Raw genomic sequence first — 26,158 nt, 5'->3', positions numbered from 1 at the left:
TCCGAGGTAGCTTCCCGAAACCAGGAGGTCGTGGTGCTCACACTGATATGGCCGTTCTTTATCGGTATTTGCGTTGGCGGAGTGACGGTATGGACCCGCATGTGGCTCACCGCGACAGTAAATCCCGTCCACGCTCCCCCACGACCAAACGAGTGTTGGACGGTGCAGAGCATTGCCGCTCGGATCGAGCGCGAACGGCGCGAAGCCAGGCGCAACGTCCACGGCGCAGGTCAACTCCACTGCCGATGACCGCGTTCTAGCGGTCAGCTCGACCGCGTGTCCCCCACCTTCCACCTCTACCGAGGCCGAATACACCCCGTCATACCAACCACCCCACCGGCAATTGTTCCGGCATTCTTCCGGCCGGTGAGCGGCATGCCCAAAGAAATTGTTGCGTACGTCACTCCGGAGGTCTTACTCTGGAGCCACTCAGTACGGAAGCGACATTGCAGCAAACGCCAAAGCGTGGCTCAAATAACCGCCCCGTGACTGACCGTTCCAGGGATCTGCGGTGGCAGTACCTGAAGGCGTGATCTCCATTCCTGCGTAACCGGGTGGACCTTTCTCACGCATGTCTTTCACCTAATCAATCGCACAAACCCTCTGCCCCTGCGGCAGGGCGTGGTCGACCGCACGCATCATGTGTCGCGAGTCCCAAACCGCCTGCCTGCATGGAGATCCGGAGGTGGGAGGAGGGCTGCAATGAAGCGTCCATTCAGGCCGGTTCGAACCAGCACCACGTTCCGAACGGCAGCTGCGACGGTCGCCGGAATCATCGTCGCAGCCGGTGTCACAGCGGGTACCGCAATAGCCGAACTTCCGAATGACTCTGGGTGTCCGGGCCTAATCGCGTTGGGGGTGCAGGGAACTGGCGAGTCCGCGCCGGATGCGGATGTCCGCACCGACTCTGGATTCCTCGGTGACAACGTGATGAGACCGCTGATGGTTCGCGCGGGCGGCAAAGCAGATCGACTCTATGTCGCCTACCCAGCCGGGTTCGGCGGCGCAACAGCAGGTAGTGCCGAGCCGTACTCGGCATCGGTCTCCACTGGGCTGCAAAACCTTCGGGATATGGCGTCCGAGCAACTGAGGCGGTGCCCGGGTTCCTACCTCGCGATCGTGGGGTTCTCGCAGGGATCTCACATCGCCTCGATGTTCGCTCAGGAGATCGGCCGCGGAGGGAGTGCCGTGTCCGCAGATCGGATTGCGGCAGTCGCGCTCTTCGCCGATCCGACACGCAATCCTGATTCCTCGCTCTTTCCTGGTGCACCGGGCAAGTCAGCGCCGGACCCCGCTCCGGGTACGTCCGGGAATGCCGTGCAAGCCCTGGCTCCGCTGTCTCAACCAGAGGCGTCCGGAGGTGGAATCGGACCGCAACGTGATATCGCATCCAACTTCGGTTCACTAACTGGTCGGGTTGCCTCTTGGTGTGCGACAGGCGATCTGGCATGTGACGCACCAAGCGGCGCACCGATTCTGCGGGTGGTGACGAACCTTGTCGGCCAGTCCGACTTGAGCGATCCACTCAAGGCGTTGCAGTCGGTGTCGGAAGCGTTGGCGTTCACCGCCTTCAAGACCTCTGTCACTGTCGTGAACGAGGACGTATCCGGCACATCGTTGGCGAGTCTGTCGCTGAATCCGCAGAAGTCGTTGTCGGAGAGGGTCGCCGAAGCCTCCGATCCGCGGACGACCGTGGATGCCGATGCTGGCGTACAGGCGCTGTTCAAGGTCGCCACAATCGGGCTCAACGCGGTGACGACACTCGCCCAAACCTTGCTGACACCATCCAATATCGCGGAGTTGGTGTCGGTGGGTCTGGCCAATCCCGGGGCGGCAATCGCCCTGTTCGGGCAGAAACTCGCGGCGGCGATCCCGGAAGTGATTCCGCCTGCGACCACGAGTCGGCTTGTGCAGCAGGCGTTCGACGCGATCGAGCAGAACGTAACCGATAACCAGGAGCTGCTGGACCTGGCAACGTGGACGAAGTTCAGCGACACCATCGCCCGCCACGTCTCCTACCAGACCGCACCCACGTCCTCGGGTACGACTGCGACCGCAGCGACAGTGGATTGGTTGACCGCAGTGGCCGACGACATCGCCGCCGCCAATGGCGGGGGTGCGCGGTGAGATCCGCCGGGTTGCTGCACCGTCGGCTCCAGCCTCGTGCGGTGGTCGCACCGCCAGTCTCGCAGCGGGCTCGAGTGCTGACCGAGCCCTGTTCCGCACAAACCGCGGACGGCAAGGTCCCGCTGTTCTGGTTGCTCGGCGCGCATGGCGGAGCCGGGGTGAGCACCCTGGCGTGGATGTGGTCCGATGCCGCCGACTGCGCCAGGATGTGGCCGGCTCCGACCGCCAACGAATCGAAACTCGTTGTGCTGGTGGCGCGTGAGACGGTGACCGGTCTCGCGGCGGCGGATGCGCTGCTGCGCCAACACCATGCCGCCCTCGCGGGCGGATCCCAAGTTCTGGGGCTGGTGACCGTCGCGGCGCGGCCTGGCCGCAGGTCGACGGTGATTCGCCGCGACCTGACCCTGTACGGCGCGCTGACCGACAACATCTGGCGGGTTCGCTGGCACGAGGAATTCATCCAACAGCCGCTGCGGGTGTTCGGCCGCAGCAGCGAAGACCTCGGCTGGCGCGACACCTCGGTTCCTGCCGATATCGCCGCCGTCGAACACGAAATCCTCACCCTCGTCGAGCAATTCGGATCTGACCCTGCTGAGGAAGAAGGGCGGTCGTCATGAATACCATCTATGCACTACTCACGATCGATGTGTCCGCCATCGAGCCGATCACCTCCGAGGCTCCGCCCGGATCGAATGCGGTCATCCGCCTCGTCCGATGGCTGCTATGGGGTGTGATGCTGTCCGGAGTCGCCGGAATCACCTACGCGGGAGGCAAATTCGCGTGGGAACGCTGGACCGGCGGGGTCCTGGAATCACCGAAAATGGTCGTCGCCGCGCTGATCGGCGGCATCGTCGCCACGTCGGCGTCGACGATCCTCAACACCGTCGTACTCACCACGTAACGGGTTGGTGATCGTCATGATGAGCACGCTGATGTGGGCCGCGACCGAGCTGGACCCGGATGTGAGTAGACCGCTGCGGCAGCTGCTTTCGTGGCTGCTGTGGGGCTGCGAGGTGGTGCTACTGGCCAAGCTCATCGCGGCTGGAGCGCAGCTGTGGATGGAGCGGCGTCAGTCCGAAATGCACGGTCGCCACGCCGGTACCGCCATCGCGGTCACGCTCGTGGCGACCGCCGTAGCGGCCGTCGCTGTCCCGATCGCGGCAACGGCGCTGGGGAGCTGACGATGAAGCTGCTGCTGGCGATCACCGCACTTCTCACCGCCACCGTGCTGCTGACTAGCGCATGCTCGCGTTCCGAGCACAGAACCAGCGACGCTGACGCCGACGCCGTCGACGTGTCGGTCGCACCGACGGGAATTCGGTGGACCGACTACCAGGGCGTAGCGATCCCGCTGTCCGAGCAAGGACCGCGCACCTATACCCCGGCTGTCGCGGTGGGTTTCGACCGTGCGCCGTCCGGAGCGGCGATCGCGGCGATCGTGCACACCACGCGAATGTCGCTCGCACCCGATTCCACGTGGGCACAGATCGCAGCGGCGGAGCTGGCTCCTGGTCCAGGCAAGGACGCCTGGGCGACGGCGCGGGTGCTGATCTCGATCACCGGGCCCGCCGAATCCGAGACCGCTCCGCGGATCGTCGGTTACCGAATCTCTGAATACGTCCTGGACATGCGGGCACAGGTGACCGTGTTCACCGCTTACCCGGACGCCTCGCTCGCGGCTACCCACACGGTCGTGGTGTGGCTGGGCGAGGACTGGCGTTTACAGCTTCCCGACCCTGGCTCGACCGATCGCCTGGTCGAGCCGGTCCACCGAATCCCTGATGACGCAGTGAGATTGGAGAGATCGTGATGAACGCATCCAACGGTGGTGCTGGTGTTCGTTCGAAAAGCTGGCTGCTGGCCGCACTGTTCGTGGCCCTGATCGTGATCGCGGCGGCGATCGTGTTCACGATCCGTGGCGGTGACTCCGACGAGCAGCACGAGCCCGAGCCGACTGTGCCCGCGACTGTGCCCGGCGGCAGCAATGACGGATTCGGTGTGCCGGTGACCGATGTCTACGGGCGGCGGGTGGATGTCCCGGCCGCCGAGGCGGGTCAGCCACTGCCGCAGACGGGTTCACCGGTGACGGAGTCTGATCCGTCGTGGCTGACCGCGTCTCCTGCGGGTACTACCGGACGGGGTGGGTGGCAGCGGGTCTTCGGGGTGTCGGTGCCGTTCTCGACCTCCGATGGGCCCGCCCGCATCAGTGACGGGATGGCCGCCGGATATGCGCACTCACCGCGTGGGGCAGCGCTGGCCGGGGTGTACATCACTCATCAGCTGGCGGCGCGTCCCGCTGACCCGGCAGTGGTCGCCCGAGTCAACTACAGCCGCCAAGACATGGACACCTACCGGAGCAAGGTCGCGGCCGGGACGCTGCCAACACACCAGCCCGAGGAAGTAACGCGCTGGGTCATCGCTCCCGACGCCTACCAGGTCGTGTCGTGGTCGCCGGATCTGTGCGTACTGAAGATCGCCGTGCGGGCCAAGCCCGGCACGCCCCAGCAGGCACCGACGTGGACCGCTGTTCCCGTGTCGGTGGTCTGGACCGGTGGTGACTGGAATCTGTTGCCCAGCAGCGAGGTCAACGGAGGTCAGCAGATCTCCTCGATCCTCGGGTGGACGCCATGGTGACCCGGTCACCCACCCATCTACGTGCGCGACGCATCGTGGCGGCGGTCGTGGTCGCGGTGGTCGCTGTACTGGGTGTCGGGGCGGGCAGCAGCATGGCCGATCCGGGTTCCTACGGATTCGATCAAGCGTGCAACCAGCTGCACGACGCCGTTGACAGTGTCCCCGGCCTGGGCTTTCTCGGGGACGCGGCGTCTGCGGCATGTAAGGCGGGCAATGTGGCCCTGCATCCGACCGATGCGGTCGACGCGGTGAAGGACAAGGCGTGGGACACGACCTTCGGATCGGTCGTCGACTCCTTACTTCACGGGCTCGGGCAGGCATTGATCATGTCGCTGGTGTGGTGGACCCACCTTCCCAACGACAAGCTGCTGGCTGAACAGGACTTGTGGGCGCGAATCAGCAAGTACACCACCGATATTCAGGTCTACTGTCTGGCCGCGTCGGTGATGGTGGGCGCGGTACGTATCGCGATCGCCCGCCATAACGCCCACGGCGAGCAAGCCGGTGAGGTGATGCGGGTGCTGGCCCGCTCGGTGGTCGCGGTCTGGATCGCCGGAGCGGTCATCTTGAGTGCGTCGCGGGCTTCGGATGCATTCGCGGCCTGGATCATCGACGATGTCACCGACGGAAATGCCGCTGGCACCGCGGCATTCATGGTCGAAACCACTGCCTACACGGGATTCTCCCCGGGGTTGATCCTGATCGTGGCGTGTGTCGGCATGCTCGGGGCGTTGGCGATGGCGGTGATGGCCATCCTGCGGCAGGCGTTCCTCGTCGTCGCGATGGGGTTGTTGCCGATCGCGGCGGCAGGGTCCGGGCTCGGCTCCGGCAAGCACGCACACGACCGGTTGTGGTCTTGGGTCGTGGCGTTTTTGCTGTGGAAACCCGTGGCGGCCTTGGTGTACCTGATTGCCTTCTCCACGGTCGACACCACCTCGGCGATGAACCCGACCGCTCCGTTGGATGCCGACGCCGGGCAGCGCCGCTTGGTGGGCCTGATGCTCTTGATCTGTGCGGTGTTCGTTCTGCCCGCTCTGATGCGCCTGGTGTCTCCCGTCGTCTCTGCGGCGGGGTCCGGTGGCTCGGGCGCGGCGGCCGTCGGCATGGTGCTGACCGCTGGTGCCGCTGTCGCCACTGGCGGAAAGGCTTTGATCGCGCGCGGAGGTTCCGCAGCCTCGCGGGGCGCGGCCACGTCTGCCTCCAGTACTGGAGGCGGGAGTGCTAGCGGCGGATCGGCAACTGGTCACGTCACCCGGTCATCAGCCAGGACGCCGGGAAGCAAAGCAGCATCCGCCAAGCCGAGTAATACGTCGTCGACAGCGGCAACCAGCAGTTCCGGCACTCCGGCCGGCGCAGCACCCGGCCACACCCGCACACCGAGTAGCAGCACCGGAGCGGCTGCGCCCGCGGCACCACCACAGAACAAACGCGGCGCACCCCCGCCGACTCCTCCACGTCGACAACGAGGTGGTGACGATATTCCAATCTGACTGTCCCCCAGCGTAATTCGCTGGCCGACGCCCACCGACGAGACAAAGGAGGGGTTGACTATGGCGATACATGTCGAAACCGACATTGAACGCACCTACAACGCGGGCACCGTTCCGCGCGCGGAGGGCCTGCTCGGGCTGTCGTGGCCCGCGATGGTGACCGCGGGCACCGTGGTGATCACAGCGATGATCACTCATCTGATCGCCGGATTCCCGGCCTCGGCAATCGTTCTCGCCGCCGGTGCCGCCGTGACCGGACCGCTGATGATCCGCATCGGTGGCCGTTCCGGCTACGAGCGGACCATCCTCTTGACCCGGTGGGTACATGCCCGGCGTCGCCGCGAAACCCTGTACCACGGTGGTGCATTCTCCACACTGCCCGGACGGTCGCGTCAGTTGCCGGGTCTACTGGTCAGTACGCGTCTGTATTCCGGGCGCGATATCGCCGGGTGGCCCTTCGGCATGATCCACGCCCCGAAACTGCATGAGTACACGATCGTGCTGGCCTGCTGGCCGCAGGGAGCAGAGGCGGTGGATCAGCCGGTGGTGGACCGCTGGGTCGCGTCCTGGGGCGGATTCCTCGCCGATATCGGCGGCCAACCCGATATCGCCGCGATCGTCCCGGTGCTCGACACCGTGCCCGAGACCGGCAACCGCCTGCTGAAAGAAGTCGAAACGCTCACCGATCCCGACGCCCCCGAGGTCGCGCGAGAAGTGATGTGGGCATTGGGAACCGGGCTGCCCGCGCAACACGTCCGGCTGGAAGCCAGGTTGGCGATCACACTGCGCGCCACCACGCCGGAACGACGCAAAGACCCCGCCGAACAGGCCCTGGAAATCGCACGCCGACTACCGGGTATCACCGCCGCACTCGAGGACGCCGGCGTTCGGTCGCGTCCGATGACCGCCGACGAGATCATCACCTTCGTCCGCCGCAGCTTCGACCCGTCGTCGCAACCCGACCTGGAAACCGCCGTCACCGAACCCGACGGACACGGCCTCACCTGGGATCAGGCTGGACCCAGCGAGCACGACGAGCGCCGCGACCACTACCGCCACATGGGCGCGGTATCGGTGACCTGGGAGATGGACGCCGCGTCCCAAGGCGTGGTGACCGAGCGGGTACTGACCCGGCTACTCGAACCCAACCCGGAGCTACCCCGTAAGCGGGTTGCCGTGGTGTATCGGCCGCATTCGGCGGCGGAGGCGACCACGATCGTCGACAACGACTACAAGGATGCCCTCGTCGGCTCCCAGAATCAGCGCGGCGGGCTTACTTCAGCGGCGTCGGTGATCCGGGTCCAGGCGACCGAGCAGGCCCGCACCGAGCAGGCGCGAGGGCACGGCGTGACCCGCTACGGGTTGTTGATCACTGTCACCAGCCCCGCTGGCACCGATCTGCCCCGCATCGAAGCCTTGACCAAGGACCTCTCGACTCAGTGCCGGCTCCACATCGAGCGCTCTTACCGCTACCAAGCCGCGGCGTTCGCGGCGTCTCTCGGCGTCGGGGTCATCCTCCCTGAGCATGCCAGCGTCCCGAAGTTCCTGGAGGGCTGAGCGATGCGCCGATCATCTCGCCGCGCACCAGATTCCGACACATCCGACCCCGCCCTACGCCGTCGCCGACTAATCGGCCGCCATGGTGGCGAACCCGCTCGCGAGCAGACCGAGGATCGGAAAGGACGAGGCGACCGTCCCAACGCGCGAGCCACTGCCACCGGCTACCGAGGTGTGGAAGGAGGCCGGTGCGCGGGCGTGGGCAGGCCATTGGAAGTCCGAGGCACCACCGCGCAAATCGTCGGCCTCTGGCCGTGGGCCGTCGGGGCCGGTGCACCGGTCATCGGTACCCCGCTCGGCCCGCATCTGCGCACGGGCGCGCCCGTGTGTTTCGACCCGCTCAACTGGTTCGCCCGCGCCGGACTGCTGTCCGCGCCGAGCCTGTTCGTCCTGGGCCTCAACGGTTTCGGGAAGTCGTCGCTGGTGCGGCGGATCGTGATCGGCGGTATCGCCCAGGGTGTCACCCCGCTCATCCTCGCCGACGTCAAACCCGACTACCGGCAGCTGGTGGAGGCGGTCGGCGGGCAGGTCATCGATCTGGGTCACGGATACGGACGTCTCAATCCTCTCGACGGCGGAGCGCTCGCCGATGCCGTCCTCGCCCTGGAGAAGGCCGGACAGGGTGAGCGCGCGGCGGTGATGCGCCACGAATGGCACGCGCGGCAGGCATCCCTCCTGTCGGCGCTGATCGAACTGGTTCGCGGTGCCCGGGTGGCCGATTACGAGCAGACTGTGATCACCACCGCGCTGCGAATCCTGCACACCCCCAGAGAATCCGGCGGACGTGGCTTCACCCCGGACCAGCCGCCCGTCATCGACGATTTGGTGAAGGTCATCGTCGCCGGAGGCGAAGACCTCTGCCTGGATGCCGCCGCCGACACCGACACTGCCTACCGAGAAGCCATCATCGGCATCCGCCGCTCACTACGGGCGCTCACCCAAGGTCCGTTCGGGCGAATCTTCAATGGGCACACCACTACCCGCATCGACCTCGATGCCGCCGCGATCTGCGTCGATGTGTCCCACATCCCGTCCGGGGACAAGAAACTCAAAGCCGCGGTCATGATCGCGTGCTGGGCCACGGGCTTTGCCGCCATCGAAGCCCACAACGCCCTTGCCGACGCCGGACTGATCCGGCAACGCTACTTCCAAGCGGTCATGGACGAACTGTGGCAAGTCCTGGGCATGGGTGAGTTCATGGTCGACCGCGTCGACGAGCTCACCCGCCTACAACGCGGCATCGCCTGCGCGCTGATCATGATCTCGCACACCATCAAAGACCTCGACAGCCTCGGAGCCAGTGCCAGCAAGGCCCTCGGATTCCTCGAACGCGCCCGCGCCAAGATTTTCGGAGCCCTGCCCGCAGAGGAGATCTCACGGCTGGACTCGCGTGTGCCGTTCACCGCGACCGAACGCGAGATGGTCACCGCCTGGTCCTCCCCCGCCGCGCTGAGCGGAGACATCACCGGCCTCGGCGACAATCGGCCGCTGCCACCGGGAACCGGCAAGTTCCTGCTCAAGATCGGTGAAGACCGCCGACCCGGCATCCCCTTCCAACTCGCCTTGACCGACATCGAACGAGAACACCTGGGCGACACCAACTCCCGCTTCCTCACCTTCGCCACCCAGCGAGCGGGCGCCGAACCCAACACCGAACGGCAGGCTCGGTCATGACTCGGGGACACGGTTGGGGCGTGATCGGCGCAGTCATCGCCGCCGTAGTGGCGGTGCCGCTGCTGGTGATCCTGATCATCCTGCCCGCCGACAACAGCTGCCCGACATATTCGAGCGACACAAGCACCCCGGCACTCGATGGCTACTCCGACAAGCAGCTGGCCCTGGCACGGATGACCATCGAGATCGGACGCCAACGCGGCATCAGCGAACACGGCATCACCGCCGCGCTGCTGGCCGCGACCACCGAAAGCGACCTACGCAACTTCGCCAACACCAACGTGCCGGAATCATTGCGGTACGACCACGATGCCGTGGGCAGCGACCACGACTCGCTCGGGCCCTGGCAGATACGAGCCTCCCTGCACGGGGCGGTCGGCATCGCGCAATTGATGAACCCCACACACCAGGCGAACTGGTTCTACGACCAGCTCGAGAAGATCCCCGACTGGCCGACCATGCCCCCGACCGCGCTCGCCCAAGCCGTCGAACGCTCCGCGAAGCCGGAAGCCTATTCCCACGACATCGACCGCGTCGCCCAGCTCCTCTCGCACCTCGCGCCGTTGATCGGCATCCCCTCCCCCGCATGCGCGCAGTCCGCACCGGCCGGTGACGGGTTCGGGCACCGAGTGCTGGCCGCAGCCCAACCATGGGTCGGCACCCCATACGTGTGGGGTGGCGGAGACGAAAACGGCCCCACCAATGGCGGATTCGACTGTTCCGGGCTGGTCCTGTACGCCGTGCACGCCGCCTCCGGCGGGCAGATTACCCTGCCGCACTACACCCAAGCCCAACAAGACGACCCCCGCGCCAGCATTATCGGCGCTGACCAGCGCCGCCCCGGTGACCTCATCTACTTCACGATCCCGGGCCAGCAGGACTCACATCACGTCGTCATCTACGCCGGAGATATCGACGGCACCGAAATGGTCCTGCACGCTGCCACATTCGGTGTCCCGCTCGGCTACAGCCCGCTTTCACAGTGGGCTGGCGAACGGTGGGATATTCGCCGCTTCGGTCCCGCACCCGATGGAGGTAGCGGCCATGACTGACCGGAAACAGCTCGCGAAGACACATATCGAGAGAAGGAGGTGCCAGCAATGACCACACCTCATCAACCAGCACACGACATCTTAAATGCGCTGAAGAACAGTCTCTTTCGTCTCTATGACCACGCCAACCAGCCCGACATCGTCTGGACCGAGGACGGCCCAGCGTGGGGCGACACCTATCATGACGCCGACTCACTCGAGCTCGCGGCGGACATCATCGCCGCCGAAGACAAGTTGACCGCCGCACTCCGCGAACATCGCGATGAACTCGGCGCAGACCCTCGATGGCAGCCCTTTTACGCCGAGCTGGACGAATCAGAAGCCACCCACACCGGCTCAGACGGCCAATCCCTCGACGACCAATTTCGATACCGCGTAGAAGTCAGCCATCCAGCGACCATCTTCTACAGCGACACGCTCGCCGATGCGTATCAGTGGGCTCGCGACCATCTCGCTTCCGACCGTATCGAGGTTCCACCGACCGGTCGGGTCATGCTCGAAATCTATGCTCGCGAATCGGATTCGCCAATGATGGGCGGGTACGAAACCCCGGAGCAACTGGACGAGAAGCTTCGTCGGGAAGCATTCGAGGACGCAACCGCGCAGACGCTGCTACTGGCGCAGGCCGAGGTGCAGAGGCGGCGAACCGCCGCCCGTGGTGATGCCGTCGATACGTGGTCACGCCCCACTGACATCACACAAACCACCGCCAACCAGATGGATCGCATCCAAGCATTGCTGCAGGACAGACCGATCGAGGCGCTGATCTGCCAGTGGGCAGTCACGGAAGCTCCGCCCACCAAGGATCTGTCGGCCAATGAATGGTCGTCACAGATGCAGGCGGCCGGCTTGCGTCCGCAGGTGATTTCGTTCCTGGCTGAGTGCATGGATCGCGGTGAGGTCATGAGCTCACCGCAGCACCCTGCTGTCCAACAGCGTGATTCAGCGATGCGCGATCTCGTTGTCTATTACACCGACCAGAGGCTGGCCGGAGATTATCGGAACGCGAGTGCACCCGGGCCACCCGATATGTCCGCCACGCGCTCCACCGAGGCACCGACGATCCAACGCCTCGTCGACGCAGCGCACCCGCCCGTCACGGCTGGGCAAGAACAGCTTGGCAGCGCTGAGCCACCACCTGTAGTTGAAAGCCCCAGCGCGACAGCTGAAACGGAGATCGAGCCGTGATGCCGCGGTGTGACTCCATGAGTGGCCGCTACGAGATGGCCTACCAGCAAATCCATCTGGACGCGGGTTTCGTATCTGCGCCCGACAAATAGGAGGGAGGTGTGACCCATGACCACACCGGAATCCGCGGCCGATCAGGCAGCCGCACTGGAGGAAGCCGTTTTCCGTCTCTACGACCAGGCAAATACGGTCGGAGATGACGCGAACACTCTCGCGGACGTCGCCGATCTCATGCTCGAGACCTTCGAGGCGGAGCAGCGGTTGCAGACCTTTCTGAGCGAGAAGACCGACGATCTTGCCGAGCACCCCGTATGGCAGGGCTACTACAACAAATTCGCGGTACAAGTCAGCCACCCGATGACGGCAATCGCCTGCTTCAGCATCGACGATGCCTTCGCGCGCGCAGCGGAACACATCGCTGCCCACCACAAGGCAGTCCCCGCTGATCACCTGATGCTGGTCGAGATCCATCGAGCAGGATCGGACACATCAATCTTCCGATTCCTCGACAAACCGGATCATGCGGCCGACCACGTACGCACGGGCGCTGACGAGCATCTGGCCGCGACCGCACTCACCATGGTGCGCAGCAGGGTTGAACAGGGTGTAACTGCGGGTTCCACAGTCGGTTCCGGTGCCACGGTCGGTGACCTCAGTCGTGTTCGCGAGATTGTCGGGCACAAACCGTCGGAAACGTTGATCGCGCGGTGGGCTGTCGCAGAAGGCGCTCGACCGGACACACCCAATCCGTGGGAAGCGCACCTGGAGAAGGCGGGCCTGTGCCTGCAAGCCGTACGGCAGCTCGCCGATTGCGAGGACCTCATCGGTATCGACCGAGTGCCAAGGCATCCTGTGGCGCAGGAGCGCTTCCGTGCGGTGGATCAGCTCATCACGCACTACCTCGCACACTCTGCCGAGGCCGAGGCGACCACGACGTCGGTTGATCACGAGATCGCCGCACGCACCGACCAGGCGACAGACATCCAACACCTGATCAACACCGCCCACAGCTATGGGCCCAGATCAACGACGGAATGCTCAGTTGCCCAGGAACTTCCGGATATCGAGCGGAGCTCGGCGGCCACCGAACCGGAGGTGGAGATGTAGCCCGAACCTCTAATCCATTACGGCGCACCTGACGCAGTCACCGCGACCACGTCGAGCACTACCCGGGGAGGAACGAAAGACACCAACGGACAACAGATTTGAAGGAGGCTGAGGACGATGAACGATACCGGCAACGAGGCTGACCCCCTGTGGGACCAGGCCAAATCAGCGGTCACCGAGTACTCGGACAACCTTCGCCGGTTCACCGAGCACGGACAGCTCTACGGATGGGCGGTCATGCACAGGCTCGACGGCCCTGAACTGTGGCCGAAGGTCAAATACGAAATGCGCCGTCAGCTCGGTATCGACTTCGACCAGCTCCGCGCCGCCACCCACGCCGCCCGCCACGCGGCCATCGCCCGCGCCGCCACCGGGCCGCAACTGCGCTTGTGGGCCGCCGCGGACCACGCCCAACAAAGTTTCGCCATCTGCGGGCCACAGGGGGTGGTCTGGTACGACAATCTCACCCTCGACGACTGGTGGTACCACGGCGACCAACCCACCGCCGAACTGTCCGTCGCGCACCGCGCCATCTGGTTGGCCGGACGCGCCCGCACCCTAGCCCGTATCGGTGCCGCCCGCCTGATCCTGCACCTGACCTCGCCCGGCATCTCCACGCAAACCCTGTCGGGCAGCATCGAACGCGCGCGCCTCGGCGTGGTCATCGAACCGGTCGAGCCCGCCGCCAATCGCGCCGTCGAATGGTGTCGCAAACCTGGTCGTCACGTCAGCACCGAACTCACCGGCTTCCTCGACGACACCGGATCGGATGCCCCACCACCGATACCGACACCGCCTACGAAACGGAAGGCCGGACCCGGACCGCACACAGCGACGTCACACGCTCAGCGCGACCACAGCGACATCGCGGCTTCCGCTACCGACGACGGCGAGGTGAGGTCATGAACGAACACGATGAGATCGACCAGGCGCGCCGTGAGTTCGGCATGCTCGCAGGCAAGGTCAAGGACGCGACCGTGACGGCAGGGCGATGGAACCAGGCCCGCTTGCAGAACGCCGAGCGTGTCCACGACCGCGCCGAACGTGCGCATGATCGCGCCGAGCAACGCTCCGAACGCGCAATACGGATGGCTGAACGCGCACAGCGGTTGCTGCGCACGCACTGGAAGCAGGTAGACCGCGACGCCACCGCCGACCTCGCCGTCGAACTGGAGACAGCACGCGCTACCCGCGCCGAGCAAGAACACCTCGTCGCCCAATGGGCGTGGGCACAAGCCCACGCGGATGAAAACCCGGAAGTGGCAGCGGGATTGGATGCGCGGGTACGCGACGAGATCGGAATCGACCCGGAGATCCTGCGCAACCCGATCGCCAACGACCCCACTCAACCCTTCATACCGGTTCACGCCACACCGCCCGTCACCGAAGCCGACCCCGCCGCCGCGACCGACACTGGCCCCGGCACGGGCGACCTGACCTCCCTCGATCAGGCGGCGGTTATCCAGGGCCTGATCGACGCCGCACACCCCGACCAATCCTCAGTCGAGACCGACGCGCCGCTGTCATCGCAGGTGATCGAGACACCGTCTGCCGGTGTAGACCAGCAACTGATCTCGCCGGACCTTGAGACGGATGTGAGTGGGGGTGATGTGGTGTGACGAACCGTTCCTCCGCCCGGGGCGCGATCGACGAATCAGTACTGACGCTGTTGGTACTGCTCGTGGTGATCGCGGCGACCGCAATCGCACACGGTTGCTGGGCGCTCGGTAGCCGGTGGGCGGGGATCGACCAGCGCATTCCGGCCAATCCCATCGCGGCGGCCGGTGAACTGGTCGCCGACCAGCTCCATTGGCCGGTCCACGCCTCGGTGCTGGTCATTCCCGCACAGATGCTGCTCGTCGCCGCGATCGTGGCGCTGGTGCGGTGGCGCATCCCACGAAGGCGAACCCCGCGGGCGCGTCTCGATACTCAGGCCCGGCTGATGACCGCGCCGCGTCACCTCGGTGAAGTCACCGGCAGCGCCGCCCGCCGCCGAGCCCAGCGCCTGCGTCCAGGCACGCCGATCGTTGGTGAAGCCGACATCGGAATCGAATTGGGGCGCACAGTCATCGGAGACACCCCGATCTTCATGGGCTGGGAGGACGTCGGTGTGTGCTTCGCCGGGCCCCGCACCGGCAAGACCGCCGCGCTCGCGATTCCAGCCCTGTGCGCGGCACCGGCTGCGGCGATCGCCACCTCGAACAAGAGAGATTTGCGCGACCACACCCGCGGCGTGCGTGAAAAGTGCGGCCAAGTATGGGAGTCCGATCTGCAGGGCATCACCGGCCATATCCACCAGGACTGGTGGTGGAACCCGCTGACCTACGTCGCTGGCCTTGGTGACGCACGCACGCTCGCCGGGCGTTTCGCCTCGGCTGCCAGTGAGGACAACGCCCGCGTCGACGCCTACTTCTCTGGAGGCTCGGAAGAGCTTCTCGCGCTGTATCAGTGGGCCGCCGCAGCTGGTGGCGGCGACCTCGTCCACACCCTTGCCTGGCTGGCTGACCCCGACGACAGCACAGCGCACCAGCAACTCGTCACCGCTGGAGACCTCTTCGCCGCTACGAAACTAGCCACCGCACAGGCACTGAATCCCCGTCAGCGCGACGGCCTCTACGACATGGCACGCCGCAATCTCAACGTGCTCAACGATCCGGCAGCCGCCGCGACGGTGGTGCCACCCGATCGGAAGATATTCGACAGTGACACAACTGATCTCGCAGACTGGTCCGCGCCGGGAAACCAACGCCTCCCCCAGTTCGATCCGGTGTCCTTCGTGCGGTCCACCGACACGCTCTACGCGCTGTCGATGGAGGGACCCGCCTCGGCAACCGGCCTGACGACCGCGCTTGTCGGCTGCATCATCGACCAGGCGCTCACCGTCGCCCGCGCCAGCACCGGCGGAAGACTGCCACACCCGCTGGTGGCAATCCTGGACGAAGCCGCCAACGTGTGTCGACTCAAGGAGCTCCCGAAGCTCTACTCCCACTTGGGCTCTCAGGGCGTCGTCGCCCTAACCTTCCTGCAATCACCTGCCCAAGGCGCGGAGGTGTGGAGTCCAGAGTCTCTGAAGCAACTCGCCGAACAATCCAACGTCCACTACTACGGCGGCGGCATCCGCGACCGCACCTACCTCGCCGATCTGTCCGCACTCGCCGACGACTACGACGTATCCCGCTGGTCCCGCTCACGCGGGCGCGGAGGCGCGTCGACATCGCAGTCCTGGTCGCGCGAACCCATCCTGTCGATCGCCACCCTCGCCGCACTGCCCAAGGATCGCGCTGTGGTGTGGACGGCAGGCAATCCCCCTGTGCTGTTGAAGAAGACCTACTGGGACACAACCGAATACGCCGATGCTATTCGTGATTCGCTGCGCCGCTACGGCCCTGACGCCGCAACCTTCGACAAAGCCGGTCCGCGATGAGCGGCCTATCCAAACCCGGATCCGACGGCGACCGCCCGGCACCGTTGTTCCGCAACGTCGGCCAGTTCGTCGAATGCTGGCTCGCGCCCACCCTGGCCGGGAAGCTCACCAACTCCGGCGGCAGCGGCGGGCGCGTGTGGTGTCCGCAATGGTGGCGACATCCCGAAGTCGCCGTCCGACTCACCGCGCTGTGGCAGGCATGGGAAGCCGCCCGCGCCACCGGCTCCGCCGACGCGATGAGCAGCTGGTGGATTCACCACGGCGACCCCCACCTGCGCGTGCTCTGCGACGGCGACGCCGGACCCATGTACCGCTGCGGCAGCGCCCGCCACCACGACCTCGCACCGTTTCCGACTACCCCGGTCCCGCCGGGATGGTTCGACGATCTCGCCGCATAACCGAATAACCGCCCGCCCGCCAGAAAGGCCACCCATGACCTGACGTCGCCCGCACAGAAATGGAGGAGTCGAAAATGAAATTCAATAGCAAAAAGATCGGCGAGGGACAGCCCGCGCTCTTCGACTCCGTGCCACCATCGCAGCAAACGATCGATGAGGAGGAAACCCATGTCCCAGCAGATACACGCGATCGTCGAGACCACCTGGCGACAGCACATCGGCCTGCCACCGGAGTGGACGACCGAACAGATCAACAGCTTCCTGACGACGGAAACCGCGACGATCTGCACCGAGATCGAACGGCGAACGGTGGCCGGGCAACAGCAGGCGCTCGCGCAGTGGGCAAAGGCAACCGGTCGGGAGCCGGACTATCTGACAACGGTGGGGCTGATCAACAACCTGCGCAATCAGGTGACCGAGGCGGTCCTGACCGAAGCGCTATACGAAAAGATTCCGGTAGCGCCCGAAACTCCGGCAGACAGCGAGCCGAAGACCGCGGTGGCGGTCAGCGCGTCGCCGGATCGGTGGCGCGACCCGGCGACGAGGACTCCGGAACCCGATCCGGATCTCGACGCACTCGCCGATCAGCTCCTGCCACACCGGTCGACGCTGGTGCGGGTGATGGCCGCGCATCTGCTGCAAACGATGCGCGAGGACGGCGAACCGCTGCCCGGCGAAGTGAACGATCCACGGTCAGCGTCGTTTATCAACCGGCTGGAGCAAGGAATGCGGGCGGACCGCCTGCCGCTCGACGGCCCCGGCGCACTCGCCGCCAACTAGACCCGAACCAACTCTCCCTCTTCGATAGCGGCGGCGTCGACCCGGCGACCGCCAATCCCGGCGGCACACCGCTACCGGCCACGATCGCCGACCTCACCAGTGTCACGCCGACCACCCGTCCAGGCACGGCCACTCCAGACGTGCCTGAGGCGCAATACTTCCCACCCACCGAGGCGCCCAGCGGTCCAACGTCTGACCCCGTCACCTCCGGCGCACTGATCGACGACGCCGGCCTCAGCGCTGTCGCCGCCGTGCTGGCGGGATCGGAGCCCGACGCCTTCGCAGTTCTCGGCCGCGACGCCTACCGAGCCGGACGCACGAACACTGCCGAACCCATCGACCCCGCAGTGGCGGCGGAATTGGTGCGCCTACACGTCGGTCCTGATCGGATCATCCAGCTACTCAACGACTATCTGCGCGGATGGCAGGAAGCAGCCGCAGATAGCCAGCAACAACGGTCCTCGATCTCCAGGGGAACCCAACTGCCGGGAGTCGAACAATCCGGCGCCCAGATCACGGGTTCTACGAACGAGGCTTCTCGACCAACAGTCGAAATAGCCATTCCGGTAGAGCGATCCATCACCACGCGCCCCGAGTCGGGTCGTGTGTCCCAAGAGCCGGAGGCAGCCTCCGTGCCCGAGCCGGCTGCGGACGCCACCCAGGATGCTGCTCTCCCCGCCCCCGTGGATTTCGTGCCGGGAACCCAGCTCTGGGTGCCCTCGCAGGAACTCGAACGCGCACACGCCAATCTGCGGACGATCGAGGTCTTGCGTGTTCTCGACGCCGAGGACAGGTATGCGACTCCCGAGGAACAGCAGGTGATCGCGGCGTGGTCCGGATGGGGTGCGCTGCCGGGGATTTTCACCGACGCCCCCGAATGGGCCACCGAACACTCCAGGCTGTCCAAACTCCTCGACACCAGCGAATGGGCGCACGCCCGAGCGAGCACACTCAACGCCCACTACACCGATCCCGCTGTTTCCCAGGCGATCTGGGATGCCATGCAACGCGCGGGTTTCGCCGGTGGCCGCGTCCTCGAACCAGGCTGCGGCTCAGGCGTTTTCATTGGTCAAGCCCCACCCGAAGCGGTCATGGTCGGGGTGGAGTGCGATCCGACCACTGCCCGCGCGGCGGCGGCGCTGTATCCCTCGGCGCAGATCCGCTGCGAAGGCTTCGAAGACACCCGCGTGGAAGCGGGCGCGTTCACCGCCGCGATCGGCAACGTGCCCTTCGGTAAAACCCGCCTCTACGACCCCATCCACAACGCCGCCAACTTCTCCATCCACAACCACTTCCTCGTCAAATCCCTCGACCTGGTCGGTGTCGGCGGCTACGTCGCTGTCCTGACCTCGCACTTCACCAGCGAAACCCGAGACACCACCGCGCGCGAGCAAATGGCTTCCCGCGCGGATCTAGTCGGCGCGATCCGACTGCCAGCCAAGGCATTCCAGCGCGTCGCGGGAACCGGGGTGGTGCAGGATCTACTGATCTGGCGAGTCCGTGAGCCCGGCCGCGAACCCACCACCGATACCCGCCTGTATCTGCAATCGGGCATGACCACTGTCCGCGACGAGCACGGGTATCGACGCGAGACCGAACTCAACAAGTACTTCCTCGCCCACCCGGATCACATACTCGGCGAATTGTGCTGGCGTCAGCGGCAATACAACCGCGACGCCCTCGACGTGGAAGGCCCCGTCGGAGAAGAGCTGGCGCGGCTGGTAACCGGGCGATTGACCCGCATCGTGGACAACGCCCTGGACGCGGACCTGGGGTTGACCGCGACACCGGAGTCCACCGTCATCGCCAGCCCCGATGCCTTCGGTGCGGGTTTGGTGACCCCGGTCGGTGAAAGCGTCGAAGTCGCCGTCGACACGCTGCGGTGGAACAAGAACCTCGGGCGGATCGAGGTGTACACCGGCACCAACTGGACCGAGGCTCCAGTCCGCGCCAAACGACGCATCGCCGAATGGCGTGAACTGCTCGGACTGCGCGATGTCGCCGCCACACTCGTGCAAGCCCAACTGGAAGGCCGCGACCACACCGAACGCTCCGCACTGCGAGGCGAGCTAAACCGTCACTACGACCGCTACCTGACCACCTACGGCTTCATCAACCGGTTCACCTGGATCGAACCGCCACCAGTCACCGAACAGCGGCACAGGGAACGCGTCGATACCGCAGTCGCGGCATGGCGCGCCGAACAAGGCGAACGCGGGCACCCCTACTCCGGTCCAGTTCCCGATGACGTTCTCGAACGCATCACCGAACAGGCGTGGGAGCCCGAGCGCGAACCGTTCAAAAAGCAAACGCACCTGGAAGGGGTTCTGCGCAACGATCCCACGATCGCGTTGGTCTTCGCTCTGGAGGTCTTCGACGAGGAATCCGGGCGCGCGATCAAGGGGCCGCTGTTCACCAGCGATGTCATCGCCACTGCGGCACAACCGATCACGCGGGCCACCACCATCGAGGACGCAGTCGCGGTAAGCCTGGACGAGACCGGCGTCATCGATGTCCCACGCATCGCCCGGCTGCTCGCGGTCTCAACCGACGACACCGAGCAGCAGCTGGTCGCCGCGACGCTGGCATTCCGATCCATCGGCGACCCCGACACCTGGATCAGCGCCGCGTCCTACCTCTCCGGCAACGTCCACACGAAGCTACGAGCCGCCACCACACGCGCCGAGACCGACCCGCGGTATCGCGCCAATATCGAAGCGCTCACCGCCGTACTGCCGCAACGGCGCACCGATGTCGACATCCGACTCGGCGCGGTGTGGGTGCCACCGCAGGAATACGCGGCGTTCATCCGCGAGACCTTCAGCATCCCCGCCGGACACCAGGTGCTCGTCGAACGTGTCGCCGGGGAATGGGTGATCGACGTCCCCGAGTACGACGACTGGCAATCGGACCTGGAGAAATGGGGCCTGGCACCAAAGATCTACCCGAACCAGGACGGCGGCTACAACTTCGACGACCCCCACGCCGACGAACTCGGCGTCGCCCACTCCGGTGTCGCAGGCCGCAACTGCGACCACATCGAGATCCTGACCTCGCTGTGCAACTCCAAACCCATCCAGATCAACAAGTCCAAGGACTTCCACGCCGCCACCGGAGGCGACAAACTCCACAGCCGCGCGACCCGCGCCGCACAAGCCAAAGCGCGACGGTTGGCGACCGAATTCGAAATGTGGGCGCTGCAAAGCGATCCCGCCCGCCGCGAACGACTAATCGACCGCTATAACGAACTGTTCAACACCATCGTCGCCCCCGAATTCGACGGCTCCCACCTGCGACTACCCGGCCTCGGTGTGCACTACGCGCCGTACCCGTATCAGCGGAACGCGGTGGCGCGCATCATCTCCGAACCCACCGTCCTGCTCGATCATGTGGTTGGGGCGGGCAAGACCGGCACGATGATCATGGCCGCGATGGAGCTGCGACGCCTCGGCCTCGCGCGTCAGCCGTGGATCGTTGTCCCGAATCACCTCATCGCGCAGATGGCGCGCGAAGCCGCCCAGTGGTATCCGGGCGCGAAGATCCTCGCCGGGACCGCGGGCACCGATCGAGAATCCCGCCAGCGCCTCATCGCCCAATCCACAGCCCAGGACTGGGATGTGGTGATCGTGCCCATGAGTTCGTTCAAGCTCATGCCGGTCTCGGCGCAGACCCGCACCGCCTACTACCAGGAACAGATCGACGAACTTACCGACGCGCTCGGAGTCTTGTCCGGCAAGAAGGCCGTCAAGATCCTCGAACTCCGGTTGAAGACCGCCACCAACCAGCTGAAAAAGCTACTGGCCGAGATCAAGTCGGACTCCGGACTCGGATTCGAAGCCTCCGGCTGCGACTACCTGTTCGTCGACGAAGCCCATGCTTTCAAGAACCTGCTGCGCGTGTCCAACATCGACGAACTCGCCTGCGCCCCAGGCAGTCAGCAAGCCCAAGACCTACTCCTCAAGCTGGAATACCTGCGCGGAAAACGCCGCCGCGAAGCCACCGCCGCAGATATCCCCGAGGACGCCTACATCGAACGAGTCGCCACCTTCGCCACCGGCACCCCGCTGTCGAACTCCCTGTCGGAGCTGTGGGTGATGAACCGCTACCTACGCCCAGACCTATTGCGCGACGCCGGAGTCGAGCACCTCGACTCGTGGGGCGGCGCATTCACCGCCACCCGCGAAACCATCGAGCTCAACTCCTCCGGAACCCGCTTCCAACCCAAAACTCGCGTCGCCGAGTTCGTCAATGTCGGCGACCTTATCGCCATGACCAGCGCCTTCACCGACTCGGTGAGCCGCGACCAGATCCCGGCGACCCTGCCCGAACTCCGCAGCGGCGAACGCACCGTCGTGTCGTTCGAGCCGCCGCAAGAGGTCGCCGACTTCATCACCGATCTCGGATTCCGTGCCGACAGGTTCGACCCCAAGCGACCCGATATCGACAACCCGCTCAAAGTCGCCACCGACGGCCGCAACGCAACCCTGGACCCTCGCACCGCCCATCTACGTGCCCCCGACACGAGCGAGCTCGGCCGACTGCGCTCCACCGTCGTCGCCGAACGCATCCTCGCCACCTACGCCGCTACCAAGGACAACGTCTACCTCGATCCGGAAACCGACGAACCGTCCCCGATCCGCGGTGGCTTGCAGATCGTGTTCTGCGACCGCGCCACCCCCAAGACCGACCACTCGACCTGGAGCATCTACGACGCCCTCCGACATGAACTCATCGCCGGTGGTATCCCCGCCGAACGGATCGCGTTCATCCACGACTACCCCGGCCCCGCCGCCAAGACTCAGCTCTTCACCGAATGCCGCAGCGGCAAGATCGCTGTCCTGCTCGGCTCGACGGAGAAGATGGGCACCGGCGCGAATATCCAAACCCGCGCTGTCGCACTGCATCACGTCGACGTGCCATGGCGCCCCGCCGATCTCGAACAGCGCGAAGGCCGAATCGTGCGGCAGGGCAACCAGAACCCGATCGTGGACATCTTCTGCTACGTCGCGGAGAAGACCTTCGACATCTACATGTGGCAGACCGTCGAACGCAAAGCCCACTTCATCGATCAATACCGCCGCGCCGACCGGTCCGCCCGCCGCGTGCCCGACCTCGGTGCCGACGACCTCGCCGAGAACGCCGCCATGATCAAAGCCGTCGCCACCGGCGACCAACGCTACGTGCGCCGCATCGAACTCGAACAACTCATCGGCGAACTGCAAATCGAACAAGACTCCTACTTCGCCGCAACCCGCAGCCGCGAACGCGAACTCATCGCCCTGCGTGCCGCGATCCCCGCGCACGAGAAGGCCGTGTTCGAACTCGAAAACATCACTGTCCTGCTCGACTGCCAACAGGAGACCGACACCAAACCACCGGTCGTGATCGGTGACACCAGCTACGACGAGCGGCCGGAGGCATCCGCCGCGCTGATAGACGCGCTCCGTGACGCCGCCTTGCGGCTACGGTCGCGTCCGACCGATGAGGCCATCACCATCGGCGCAGTCTCCGGTGTCGAGGTCGAAGTCCGCTACAACGCCAGCGATTCGCTGCTCCACGTCAAACCCTTCGGGCTGCCGGTCCTCAAAACGATCGAGCACGAATCCTTATACCTGGACACCCTGAAGACCGCCGCGATGAGCCCCGCCGAGCACGACGCGGCTCAGGCGCGGCTGGCATCCGGCATCATGACCCGCGTCGAGAACCTCATCGCCGACCTCCCGAAGGCCCTCGACAACCGACGCTGGGACCTCAACCGCGACCGAAACCGCCTGCACCAGCTGGAAACCGAACCCGCACCCGAGTTCACCCGCCGGCCTGAACTCAAGCAGCTCCACGTCGAACTCGATGCCCTCGAACGCGATCTGCGCAACGAAGCCACCAGCCCGGAAGCCCTCGCCCGCCGCCGTGCTCTCGACGACCGCCTCGCTGCCAGAAGCCGGCGCCGCGGCTGGAGCCTCATGCTCAACGCCACCCCGGCCTTCTGCCGTCACCTCGGCTACGACAACCCCGACCAGGTTCGCGCCCTCATGCGCAAACGCGAACAGGACGCACACCTGGAACGCCTTCAACAGCAGGAGGAGGAGCATTCGTGCGCCAGCGACGCTGGGGTAGTCGCTGCGACCGTCGGGGCCGAAATCCGCGGTCTGATCACCACGGCGACACCGCAAGGAAATACGAATGCAGGTGTCGAAAAAGCCACTCCAGCAATCCATCCGATCACATCGAGCCAGGAAAAGGAGCTGGAGATCGAGTAGCTGAGAGCAATCCACCGGCTGATAGCCATTCCAGAAGGAGGCGTAGAGATGTCGAAAACAGGTCGAATCAATTACCGCAGGGGGACGCGCGGCACATCCAAGAGCGAGCGGCTGTTCATCGCTGCATGTGTTCGGCGTGAGGTGGCCGAACAGGACACCGGGTCCATCCAGAGCACTGCAAAGCCCAGCGCGCGGACAGGCCGACAACATCATGGCAAATCAGCAGCAAACGAAGAGATCTTGAAAGTCGGCCCCACGCCCCGGAAGGTTGGCCATGGACACCGGCAATGACACCTGGCTCAGCACTGAGGAAGTTGCCCGGCGCTTGAAGATCCCCGAAAAGACGCTCGCCGTATGGGCTTCGGGCCATCGCGGGCCAAGATTCGCCAGGATCGGCCGGTTCCGCCGCTACAAGCTCGACGACCTCCTTGCCTGGGAGGCAGAGCGGCTCGCGCACGGGGGCGGATCCCAGATCTGCTTCCACAATCCTCAATCCGATGAGAGAACAGGAACCTGATGGCCAGACAATCACTCCCGATCGGAACCTACGGTCGGATCACCACCAAGAAGCAGTCGAACGGCAGTTGGCGCGCCTACACCCGATATCGCGACCACGACGGGATCACGCGTGGTGTGAACAAGTACGGTCCGACCAAGGGCAAGGCCGAGGACATCCTGCGCGAAGCACTGAAGGAGCGGGATGGCGGCCGCGGCGGGCTGATCACCCGCGATACCAAGTTGTCCGAACTGGCTGACCTCTGGCTGGCCGAGAAGGCAATGCAGGAAGGCGTGACCGAGCAATCGCTGGATCTGTACCGCTCGGAGATCGAGGTGTCGGACGACAAGCGGGCAAGCAAAGACACCATCAAGATCAAGTCCGCGTTGGGAGGACTGCGAGTGTGGGAGGCGACCACCTCACGCATCGACGCCCACCTCAAGCGGATCATGCTCAACGGCCACCGAGAAAAAGCACGTCGGCAGCGAGTCATCCTGTCGGAGATGATGAGCATGGCGGCCCGCCATGACGCCATCGATCAGAATCCGGTGCGGGAAGTGGCCGACCTTCCCCGCAAGCGCCAGAAGCCACGGGCGGCCGACCTGGAGACGCTGACCGAGCTCCGGGAGCAACTCGCAACCTGGTTGGCGGGCAAGGAGATCGACGGCACACCCGCGCACACGAGCGGCCCCAAACGCAACCCTCTGGTCCTGGATGTCGCCGACGTCGAGCTGGGCACCGGGCCCCGTCCCGGCGAAGCACTGGCGTTGCGCTGGTGCGACGTTGAGCTCGATGCCACGCCGCCACGACTCACGTTCTCCGGCACGATCATTCGGATCAAGGGCAAGAAGGAGGAAGGCAAGGGGCTGATCCGCCAGGAATGGACCAAGACCGATTCCGGGTACCGGACGGTGATTCTCCCGCCGTTCGTCGTGGACACACTCCGGCAGGTCAAGGCCAAAGCGGTGAAGAACGATCTGGATTTGGTGTTCCCGAACCGGGACGGCGGAATCTGGGACCCGCACAACTTCAATCGATCGTGGCGTCAAGCACGTGGCGAGAAGTTCGCGTGGGTCACTCCGAAGACATTCCGTAAAACGGTGGCGTCGATGCTGGCGCAGGAGCACGGCGCTCGCGCAGCGGCCCAGCAGCTCGGGCACGCGAACACCGCCACCACCAAGCGGCACTACATCGATCAGCCGACCGAGGCCCCGGACTTCACCAGTACGCTGGGCCGACTCGCGAGCTGATAGCGCGACGTTTCCGCGACGCTCACGGGCACAAAAAGGAAAAACCAGGAACGAACAATTACGTTCGCCCTGGTCAATGCTCCCCCATCTGGACTCGAACCAGAAACCTGCCGATTAACAGTCGGCTGCTCTGCCAATTGAGCTATAGGGGATTGTGCTGTTCGGATTTGGCTGGCCGAACGGATTGAAACTTTAGCGTACGTGTTGTCCAGATCCCAAATCGCGCCCCTACCTGCGGACATGTGCGGGGAGCGGGTGGGGGTGCCGGATCGACAGGTGGGGGCGGTGTCGGGCAGGATGTAGGCGCGGACAGGCAAACGGGAGGAGCTCTTCGTAATGCTTCGGTTGATCATCGGTGTCGCGGCTGGATATGTGCTGGGCGCGAAGGCCGGACGGGTTCGGTATGAACAGATCAGCAAGACTGCCCGGGCGATCAATGAGAGTCCTGTCACACGGAAGCTGGTCCTGGTCGGGCGGCAGAAGCTGTCGGACAAGTTGAGCACGCAGCAGAAGCTGGAGCCGATGGTGCCGCTGGATGAGCGGACCACCGTGCTGGTGCCGCACGATCAGTTGCGCCGGTAGCTCGGCTTCGCTGTCGCGCCTTTGCAGGGCAGGAGCACTTTGAGGTTGAGCCCTCACGCTAGGGGGCTTCACCCATGCTCTCGGGCAGTGCTTTTGCGCCCATGACCCTCACCTCGCGAAGGCAGCCGAGGGTTACACGTTG

Annotated in this window: 21 protein-coding genes, 1 tRNA gene and 1 pseudogene; 22 read left to right on the top strand and 1 reads right to left on the bottom strand. The window is 65.2% G+C overall.

The window, feature by feature from the left end:
• Positions 1-702 precede the first annotated feature (702 nt).
• From NU1_RS44305 to NU1_RS20920, 21 genes and pseudogenes are all read left to right on the top strand, one after another.
• Positions 703-1,452: pseudogene (locus tag NU1_RS44305) on the top strand (cutinase family protein); the annotation flags it as partial.
• 33 nt (positions 1,453-1,485) lie between these two features.
• Entirely contained in the window at positions 1,486-2,127 is a 642-nt protein-coding gene (locus tag NU1_RS43370) for a hypothetical protein (RefSeq protein WP_245720224.1), read from the top strand.
• A 41-nt stretch (positions 2,128-2,168) separates the two neighbouring features.
• Positions 2,169-2,744, top strand: coding sequence for a DUF6668 family protein (locus tag NU1_RS21010; protein ID WP_157552669.1), 576 nt, complete (start codon positions 2,169-2,171; stop codon positions 2,742-2,744).
• The gene (locus NU1_RS21005; RefSeq protein WP_067523495.1) at positions 2,741-3,028 is read left to right on the top strand and encodes a hypothetical protein; all 288 of its coding nucleotides are present in this window, start codon (positions 2,741-2,743) and stop codon (positions 3,026-3,028) included. Before NU1_RS21010 ends, NU1_RS21005 begins: the two co-directional genes overlap by 4 nt.
• Positions 3,029-3,044: 16 nt before the next feature.
• On the top strand, positions 3,045-3,308 hold the full coding sequence (locus tag NU1_RS21000; protein ID WP_157552666.1) for a hypothetical protein: 264 nt from the start codon (positions 3,045-3,047) through the stop codon (positions 3,306-3,308).
• A 2-nt stretch (positions 3,309-3,310) separates the two neighbouring features.
• Complete coding sequence (locus tag NU1_RS20995) at positions 3,311-3,937, top strand: DUF8175 domain-containg protein (protein ID WP_245720223.1); 627 nt, start codon at positions 3,311-3,313, stop codon at positions 3,935-3,937.
• A complete protein-coding gene (locus tag NU1_RS20990) occupies positions 3,937-4,761 on the top strand; it encodes a DUF8175 domain-containg protein (protein ID WP_067523493.1) in 825 nt (274 codons plus the stop codon). The genes NU1_RS20995 and NU1_RS20990 overlap by 1 nt, the downstream gene beginning before the upstream one ends.
• Positions 4,755-6,251, top strand: a complete 1,497-nt coding sequence (locus NU1_RS20985) for a hypothetical protein (RefSeq protein WP_157552663.1) — start codon at positions 4,755-4,757, stop codon at positions 6,249-6,251. The genes NU1_RS20990 and NU1_RS20985 overlap by 7 nt, the downstream gene beginning before the upstream one ends.
• Before the next feature lie 60 nt (positions 6,252-6,311).
• A complete protein-coding gene (locus NU1_RS20980) occupies positions 6,312-7,808 on the top strand; it encodes an SCO6880 family protein (RefSeq protein ID WP_067523491.1) in 1,497 nt (498 codons plus the stop codon).
• Between the two features lie 198 nt (positions 7,809-8,006).
• Positions 8,007-9,482, top strand: coding sequence for a putative type IV secretion/conjugal transfer ATPase (locus NU1_RS20975; protein WP_157552660.1), 1,476 nt, complete (start codon positions 8,007-8,009; stop codon positions 9,480-9,482).
• A 20-nt stretch (positions 9,483-9,502) separates the two neighbouring features.
• Positions 9,503-10,534, top strand: a complete 1,032-nt coding sequence (locus tag NU1_RS20970) for a C40 family peptidase (protein ID WP_245720222.1) — start codon at positions 9,503-9,505, stop codon at positions 10,532-10,534.
• Between the two features lie 48 nt (positions 10,535-10,582).
• Complete coding sequence (locus tag NU1_RS20965; RefSeq protein WP_067523489.1) at positions 10,583-11,722, top strand: hypothetical protein; 1,140 nt, start codon at positions 10,583-10,585, stop codon at positions 11,720-11,722.
• A 108-nt stretch (positions 11,723-11,830) separates the two neighbouring features.
• Positions 11,831-12,829 carry a hypothetical protein gene (locus NU1_RS20960; RefSeq protein WP_067523488.1) on the top strand — a complete coding sequence of 333 codons (999 nt, stop codon included), beginning with the start codon at positions 11,831-11,833 and terminating at the stop codon, positions 12,827-12,829.
• A 117-nt stretch (positions 12,830-12,946) separates the two neighbouring features.
• The gene (locus tag NU1_RS20955; protein ID WP_067523487.1) at positions 12,947-13,735 is read left to right on the top strand and encodes a hypothetical protein; all 789 of its coding nucleotides are present in this window, start codon (positions 12,947-12,949) and stop codon (positions 13,733-13,735) included.
• Entirely contained in the window at positions 13,732-14,448 is a 717-nt protein-coding gene (locus NU1_RS20950; protein ID WP_067523486.1) for a hypothetical protein, read from the top strand. Before NU1_RS20955 ends, NU1_RS20950 begins: the two co-directional genes overlap by 4 nt.
• Positions 14,445-16,253, top strand: a complete 1,809-nt coding sequence (locus tag NU1_RS20945; protein ID WP_067523485.1) for a type IV secretory system conjugative DNA transfer family protein — start codon at positions 14,445-14,447, stop codon at positions 16,251-16,253. The genes NU1_RS20950 and NU1_RS20945 overlap by 4 nt, the downstream gene beginning before the upstream one ends.
• A complete protein-coding gene (locus NU1_RS20940; protein ID WP_067523484.1) occupies positions 16,250-16,651 on the top strand; it encodes a DUF4913 domain-containing protein in 402 nt (133 codons plus the stop codon). Before NU1_RS20945 ends, NU1_RS20940 begins: the two co-directional genes overlap by 4 nt.
• A gap of 168 nt (positions 16,652-16,819) precedes the next feature.
• Positions 16,820-17,431: a hypothetical protein gene (locus NU1_RS20935; protein WP_067523483.1), complete on the top strand. Its 612-nt coding sequence runs from the start codon at positions 16,820-16,822 to the stop codon at positions 17,429-17,431.
• Positions 17,432-17,571: 140 nt separating this feature from the next.
• The gene (locus tag NU1_RS20930) at positions 17,572-23,688 is read left to right on the top strand and encodes a helicase-like domain-containing protein (RefSeq protein WP_067523482.1); all 6,117 of its coding nucleotides are present in this window, start codon (positions 17,572-17,574) and stop codon (positions 23,686-23,688) included.
• Positions 23,689-23,962: 274 nt separating this feature from the next.
• Positions 23,963-24,205, top strand: a complete 243-nt coding sequence (locus NU1_RS20925; RefSeq protein ID WP_067523481.1) for a helix-turn-helix domain-containing protein — start codon at positions 23,963-23,965, stop codon at positions 24,203-24,205.
• Positions 24,205-25,434 carry a tyrosine-type recombinase/integrase gene (locus NU1_RS20920; RefSeq protein ID WP_067523480.1) on the top strand — a complete coding sequence of 410 codons (1,230 nt, stop codon included), beginning with the start codon at positions 24,205-24,207 and terminating at the stop codon, positions 25,432-25,434. The genes NU1_RS20925 and NU1_RS20920 overlap by 1 nt, the downstream gene beginning before the upstream one ends.
• Before the next feature lie 79 nt (positions 25,435-25,513).
• Here the strand turns inward: NU1_RS20920 and NU1_RS20915 are convergent.
• Positions 25,514-25,586: transfer RNA gene (locus tag NU1_RS20915), tRNA-Asn, on the bottom strand.
• Between the two features lie 184 nt (positions 25,587-25,770).
• Here NU1_RS20915 and NU1_RS20910 point away from each other — a divergent pair.
• Entirely contained in the window at positions 25,771-26,016 is a 246-nt protein-coding gene (locus NU1_RS20910; protein ID WP_067523479.1) for a hypothetical protein, read from the top strand.
• Positions 26,017-26,158 lie beyond the last annotated feature (142 nt).

Origin of the sequence: Nocardia uniformis NBRC 13702 (assembly GCF_001613345.1) — a bacterium.
In the GTDB taxonomy this organism is placed as follows: domain Bacteria; phylum Actinomycetota; class Actinomycetes; order Mycobacteriales; family Mycobacteriaceae; genus Nocardia; species Nocardia uniformis.
The sequence above is the reverse complement of the archived record's forward strand: the minus strand, read 5'-3'. Positions and strand labels throughout refer to the sequence as shown.

Coding starts and splice junctions, on each gene's coding strand:
- NU1_RS20960 (WP_067523488.1), top strand. CDS start 11,831: ATGACCACACCGGAATCCGCGGCCGATCAGGCAGCCGCACTGGAGGAA.
- NU1_RS20910 (WP_067523479.1), top strand. CDS start 25,771: ATGCTTCGGTTGATCATCGGTGTCGCGGCTGGATATGTGCTGGGCGCG.
- NU1_RS20935 (WP_067523483.1), top strand. CDS start 16,820: ATGTCCCAGCAGATACACGCGATCGTCGAGACCACCTGGCGACAGCAC.
- NU1_RS20990 (WP_067523493.1), top strand. CDS start 3,937: ATGAACGCATCCAACGGTGGTGCTGGTGTTCGTTCGAAAAGCTGGCTG.
- NU1_RS21000 (WP_157552666.1), top strand. CDS start 3,045: ATGATGAGCACGCTGATGTGGGCCGCGACCGAGCTGGACCCGGATGTG.
- NU1_RS20950 (WP_067523486.1), top strand. CDS start 13,732: ATGAACGAACACGATGAGATCGACCAGGCGCGCCGTGAGTTCGGCATG.
- NU1_RS20920 (WP_067523480.1), top strand. CDS start 24,205: ATGGCCAGACAATCACTCCCGATCGGAACCTACGGTCGGATCACCACC.
- NU1_RS20955 (WP_067523487.1), top strand. CDS start 12,947: ATGAACGATACCGGCAACGAGGCTGACCCCCTGTGGGACCAGGCCAAA.
- NU1_RS20965 (WP_067523489.1), top strand. CDS start 10,583: ATGACCACACCTCATCAACCAGCACACGACATCTTAAATGCGCTGAAG.
- NU1_RS20925 (WP_067523481.1), top strand. CDS start 23,963: ATGGACACCGGCAATGACACCTGGCTCAGCACTGAGGAAGTTGCCCGG.
- NU1_RS20940 (WP_067523484.1), top strand. CDS start 16,250: ATGAGCGGCCTATCCAAACCCGGATCCGACGGCGACCGCCCGGCACCG.
- NU1_RS20995 (WP_245720223.1), top strand. CDS start 3,311: ATGAAGCTGCTGCTGGCGATCACCGCACTTCTCACCGCCACCGTGCTG.
- NU1_RS20985 (WP_157552663.1), top strand. CDS start 4,755: ATGGTGACCCGGTCACCCACCCATCTACGTGCGCGACGCATCGTGGCG.
- NU1_RS21005 (WP_067523495.1), top strand. CDS start 2,741: ATGAATACCATCTATGCACTACTCACGATCGATGTGTCCGCCATCGAG.
- NU1_RS20980 (WP_067523491.1), top strand. CDS start 6,312: ATGGCGATACATGTCGAAACCGACATTGAACGCACCTACAACGCGGGC.